Origin of the sequence: uncultured Bifidobacterium sp. (assembly GCF_963540075.1) — a bacterium.
Classification (GTDB): domain Bacteria; phylum Actinomycetota; class Actinomycetes; order Actinomycetales; family Bifidobacteriaceae; genus Bifidobacterium.
This window is the reverse complement of sequence record NZ_CAUTOG010000066.1, coordinates 1-5,521: the sequence shown is the minus strand read 5'-3', so window position 1 is coordinate 5,521 and position 5,521 is coordinate 1. Positions and strand designations below refer to the sequence as shown.

At 66.5% G+C, this 5,521-nt stretch carries 4 protein-coding genes and 1 tRNA gene; 3 read left to right on the top strand and 2 right to left on the bottom strand.

Going from position 1 to position 5,521, the window contains the following annotated elements; all coding sequences use genetic code 11:
- On the bottom strand, positions 1–1,093 hold a 1,093-nt coding region (nrdD, locus tag RWX87_RS06420), incomplete at its 3' end, for an anaerobic ribonucleoside-triphosphate reductase (RefSeq protein WP_314688747.1).
- 311 nt (positions 1,094–1,404) lie between these two features.
- Between nrdD and xseA the strand changes: the two genes are divergently transcribed.
- Complete coding sequence (xseA, locus tag RWX87_RS06415) at positions 1,405–2,775, top strand: exodeoxyribonuclease VII large subunit (protein WP_399552331.1); 1,371 nt, start codon at positions 1,405–1,407, stop codon at positions 2,773–2,775.
- A gap of 190 nt (positions 2,776–2,965) precedes the next feature.
- Complete coding sequence (locus tag RWX87_RS06410) at positions 2,966–3,325, top strand: exodeoxyribonuclease VII small subunit (RefSeq protein ID WP_399552330.1); 360 nt, start codon at positions 2,966–2,968, stop codon at positions 3,323–3,325.
- A gap of 232 nt (positions 3,326–3,557) precedes the next feature.
- Here RWX87_RS06410 and RWX87_RS06405 read toward each other — a convergent pair whose 3' ends face one another.
- The gene (locus RWX87_RS06405; protein ID WP_314688745.1) at positions 3,558–4,781 is read right to left on the bottom strand and encodes an endonuclease/exonuclease/phosphatase family protein; all 1,224 of its coding nucleotides are present in this window, start codon (positions 4,779–4,781) and stop codon (positions 3,558–3,560) included.
- Positions 4,782–5,158: 377 nt separating this feature from the next.
- Here RWX87_RS06405 and RWX87_RS06400 point away from each other — a divergent pair.
- A tRNA-Arg gene (locus tag RWX87_RS06400) sits at positions 5,159–5,231 on the top strand.
- The last annotated feature ends 290 nt before the right edge of the window (positions 5,232–5,521 follow it).

Genomic DNA, 5,521 nt, shown 5'->3' with positions numbered 1-5,521 from the left:
ATGAGGTGCCCAGACCGAACCCGACGGTGACGAACGGCGTCTGCCCGTTCGAGACGCGGTTGGAGTTGATCTGGTACTCCATGGTCTGCATCGCGTCGTAGATGGCCTTGCGGGTCATGATCTTCGCGTAGACCTCGCGCAGGCGTTCCATCTCGGGCGCGTCGGCGTGGAAGGGCTCGTCCATGGGCAGCGGCTCGCGGTCCTCGAAGTGCAGGCCGTCGGGCTCCTGGGCCTTGAGCCCACGCACCATGTCGCGCACCGCCTCGACGGGCATGGAGTCGGGGATGAGCGCATGGGCCATGCGCAGATGCTTGCGATAGTCGAGACGCGCATAGGGCTCAAGCATCTCGTCGGCGCGGTTGACGGTCTGGCCGCCGTACTGGGCGCCGGCGATGTCCTTGATGATCTGCGTGATCTGCGTGGCGGCGGTGCCGATGGACTTCGGGGAGTCCATCATCGCGTTGCCGAGGGCGAAGCCATGGGCGAGCATGTCGCCGAAGTCGGGCAGCGAGCAGTTCGTCATGGCCGTGAACGGCGAGTAGTCGGCGTCGTGGAAGTGGATGTCGCCCTTCATATGGGCGTTGGAGACCGCATCGGGGAGCATCGAGAACGCCGAGGCCTTCGATACGGCGCCGGCGAGAAGGTCGCGCTGCGTGGCGTAGACGTTGGAGTCCTTGTTGGCGTTCTCGCGGACGAGGCTCTCGTCGCGGTTGACGAGGCGGCTGACGGCCTCGTTGATGTCCGTGGCCTTGGCGCGGTCGATGTCCTTGTTGAGACGGTAGGCGGTGTAGCTGCGTGCCACGTCGTAGAGGTGATCCTCGATGAGGCCGTGCTCGACGAGGTTCTGGATGTCCTCGATCTTGGCGGGGCCGTTGTAGCGCTCCTTGACCTCGGCCTCCACCCTGTCGGCGAGCTCGCGGATGACCTGCTCCTCCTGCGGGCCGACGGTTTTGCCGAGGTCCTCGAACGCGGACTTGACCGCCGCGATGATGTTGATGGGGTCGAAGTCGACGACGCGGCCGTCGCGCTTCTCCACCAGCACCGCGCCCGCCGCCGTCCGCTCGTCGACGTCCCCGAGAACCTGCGTGCCCATCGTGTACCTCCTGAAACCCTGTGTGACCAAAACCCTCATCCCGGAACCCTCCCGGGCATACCAAACTACAGTCGTGTAAGTTTGCGTCACCTATGAATCTACGACATCCGGCGACCGATATCTAGTGTCGCAACAGGCATTCCAACCCAAGATATAGTGATTTTTGGCGGAATCATGCGCCAACGCGACCATCGGTTCCTCGTCTCCCGCGTGTCGCTGCGGGCCGCGGCCGGAGCCGCGACGGCGACGCCTTCGAAGCCTCCCGTCCCCGGACGACAACTCTCCCGACGCAGGTCCTTTTCGCCATCCCGATGTCCTTTCGTCGCGAGAACGTGGGGGGCATGACCTTCTCCAGCGCACACCCCCTTCACGCGGATGGATCGGGCACCGAGGTGGACGCCGAGACGGGTCCGGCGCCCACCGCCGCCGACCCGGCCCGTCTGCCCCGCCTGGCCCGGGACACCACTCCGGAGAATCCCTGGCCCGTCAGCGTCATCAGCCGCAAGTTCCACGACGCCGTCACACGCTGGCCGACCGCCTGGGTGCAGGGCCAGATCGTGGAAATCAACATGCGCCGCTCCACCAGCGGCTACATCACCCTGCGCGACGACGCCGAGGAGGTGTCGCTGCCCGTCATGGGCTTCCGGGACTTCGTCGCCAAGGCCCGCGACTTCCGCCAGGGCGACCGCGTGGTCGTCCACGGCCGCGGGGACATCTGGATGAAGGCGACGCGTCTGAGCTTCCTCGCCGACGACATACGCCGCGTGGGAACCGGCGACCTCAAGGCCATGATCGACGCCCTGCGTCGACGTCTCAAGGGCGAGGGTCTGTTCGACGATGACCGCAAGATCCCCATCCCCGAGTTCCCCCGATGCATCGGGCTTATCTGCGCCCCGCAGGCGCGCGCCGAGGGCGACGTCATCACCAACGTCAACCTGCGCTGGCCGGCCGTGCGTTTCCAGGTCATCCATGCGCACGTCCAGGGCGCCCAGTGCCCGCCGGACGTCATCGCCGCCATCGAAAGGCTGGACGCCGACCCGGACGTGGACGTCATCATCGTGGCCCGCGGCGGCGGCAGCTTCGAGGATCTCATCGGCTTCTCCGACGAGGGGGTCGTGCGGGCGACGGCCGCATGCGTCACGCCCATCATCTCGGCCATCGGACATGAGGACGACTGGACCCTCATCGACCTGGCGGCCGACCTGCGCGCCTCGACGCCGACGGATGCGGCGAAGAAGGTGGTCCCCGACGTGCGCGAGCAGTGGCAGCTGATCGAGGACGCCCTGGGCCAGATCAGACTCCGCACGCGCGCCCGCATCGACACCGAGACCCGACTGGTCGAGGGCTACGCCACCCGCCCCAGCCTCACCCACCCGCAGACGATGCTCGAGCCGCATCAGCGGCTTCTCGACGATGCCCGCCAGCGCATGACCTACGGGCTCACCCGGATCGTCGACGACGCCTCGCTGACGGTGGAGAAGCTGCACGCGTCCCTCAGGGCCCTGAGCCCCCAGGCGACGCTCGACCGCGGATACGCCGTCGTGCAGAACGCTTCCGGCAATGTCCTGGACGATGCGTCGCAGGTCGGCATCGGCGAGACGGTGGAGATCATCCTTCGCAGTGGCGGGCTCGAGGCCACGACCACGTCCGTCCGGCCCGCGCACGGACGTCATGACGGATAACGGCGGCATCCGCCGGCCGCGGGCATGGCGACGGCCGGAGACGGCGTCGCGGCCGGTCCCCCGGCGATCAGCGGGCGCGCAAAGGGACAGTCGAGGAATCAGGCAGCCGGATCTCGTCCGCGAATCTCGCGAACGGATGTGAACGGCAGCCGGAACCCCAATAACCGATAACCAACAACAAGGAGCAGTCATGACGGACTCAACGACCACGGCGGATGGGATGACCCACGAGGATGCGGCCGGCGCCACGGATTCCGCAGCAGGCCAGGCCCAGGACGCAGGCGCGCGGTCGGGACTGACCGAGGCCGAGCGCGCGGAAATCGCCGCGCTCCCCTACGAGCAGGCGCGCGACCGCCTTATCGCCGTCGTGCGCTCGCTGGAGACCGGCGGACTGAATCTCGACCAGTCGATCAGGCAGTGGGAGATCGGGGAGGCTCTTGCCGCGAGGGCGCAGGGACTGCTTGACGACGTGCGCAGGAGGCTCGACGCCGCCGCGGCCCAGCAGCAGTCCACCGCGGACACCGCGGGCACGCAGTCGAACCTGGAGTAGCGACCTCCGAGAGGCTCGCCAGGAAGCGGAGCGACTCCAGAGGACAATCTCCCTCCCCTTGCAATGACTGCAATGACTGCAATGACCATGATGAGATGGCCACGCCGGGAAGACGGATGCCCGTTCCCTGGACTGCGAGTGCGAGCTCGGCGTCGATTCTCCGTTCCGCCGCCTCGCTCTCTTCTTCTCTTCTTTTTCTCCCTGCTCGCCTACTCCTTCTCCGTTCCTCTCTCTATTCAGCGTCGATCTGCAGAGTGGCGAGCAAAGCCCGATGGTCCGAGCCGGTGACCTTCACGGTCTCGACCTGTCCCGCGACGATGCCCTTGTCCATGACGACGTGGTCGATGCCGCAGAAGGCCGGAATCCAGCGCCTGTTCGCTGGCCAGGTGAGTTTGAGCCCCTCGCCGGCCTGCTCGGCCGCATCAGTGAAGCGGTCACCCAGCACATCCCGGAACGGGGTGTGATCCACGGTGGAATTGAAATCCCCCATGAGCACGTAGCGGACACCCGTTTTCGACCGCATACGCGCCACCTCCTCGAGGGACGTTCTCCACTGCGTCCAGTAGCCGGACTTGGGCGAGGTGGTGTGCACCGAGACGAAGCGGATGCTCCGTCCGTTGGCGAATTCGACGGTGCCTCCCGGCATGAACGAGGAGCTGGAGTCCACGTCGTCGTCGGAGGGACTTTTCAGCGGCGTCGCCGACCACAGGCCGTTGCCATAGACGCCGTCCGAGGAGGACACCTTCGAATACGGCAGATAATCGCCGATGCCCGCACTCTCGAGCGCCTCGACGAAGGAGTCCGTCGTCTCCTGCAGCGCCAGGACCTCCACTCGCTGATCCCGGACGAGGTCGACGATCTGCTGGACGTCGGCACGCCCCTTGTACACGTTGAAGGTCATGACGCGGGCGGCGTCGTCATCCGTCTTCGCATCCGCCGAGGCCACGGCCTGCGTCGTCGTGGAGGACAGCGTCGCCGAGGCCTGGAGGAAGGGCCGCTGCCACCAGGCCTGGGCCACGAGGCAGCACAGCGCGAGCAGGGCGACCATCCAACGCCGGGACAGAAGCCCGAGGATGAGACCGGCCAGGGCGGCCAGGGCGAACCAGGGGGTGGCCGAGACGAGGACGGGGACATAGGGAAGGGACTGCAGGTCCGCGGGAAGCTCGCGGGCGACGACCGAGACGACGGCCAGCAGCGTGGCCAGTCCCGCCAACGCCCCGAGAAGGCGATGGCGACGGGGCTCCCCTCCCACACGGGAGTATTCCAGACCGCGGGAGGGACCCGGGTCTCCGGCCGATGCCGCGGAACGCCTCCGCGAGCGCGCCTCTCCGGTTTCATCCGTCGCGGCCCGCCGAAGGAGCTCATGGCGGGCGGAGCCGATCGCTGCCGATTCGCCGTGGGTCGTCCTCACTTGCGACGACGACCTCGATGACGAGCTGCGCGACGAACGACCCATGGGCGACCACCTTCCTGGGGAATGCCGCCCACCGTAGCGCGCATACGACGACGTGCGGGAACCGGAGGGCGAACCCACCCGATTCCCGCACGGGACGAGGCTCAGGGCACTCGAGAACCCCTGCACGGGAAGCGTCAGAATACCCAGCCGTGCATCGGGGATTCCAAGACCCCCACACGATCATCAAAGGAAGATTCGAGGCTTCAGATGACACGAGCCACATACCATCGAAAGTCCATGATCCGCGAAAAGGACGGGATGCGCGCAGCTCGAATACGGGAGTGCTCGTCTTACGAAAGGCCGTCGCGGAAAAGCAACAGGCCCCTTCATGGCACGACGACTCCCCTGCGGGGACGCGTGTACAATGGTCATCCGTTGCCCGGGTAGCTCAGGGGATAGAGCACCGCTCTCCTAAAGCGGGTGTCGTGCGTTCGAATCGCATTCCGGGCACTTCCCCCATTCCCCGGCACCCGGTTACCCCAGCTTTCCCGGCACCCGATGATCTCCGCATCTCAGCGCAGCCATCGGGTGGGCATTGAATGGCCTTCGCTGGGCACTCTGACTGCATCCTGGGCGGCCCTCCCCCGATCCTCGACTCCAGACCCCTGGAATGCCAACGAAATCTTGGCAGAACAGGCGCTCAGCCAAAGGCAATCTGCCCAAGAGACGACACGAATGCCACCCACCATGATCCGACTCGCGCCGTGACCCGACCCGAACCTTGACTCGACTCGAACCTT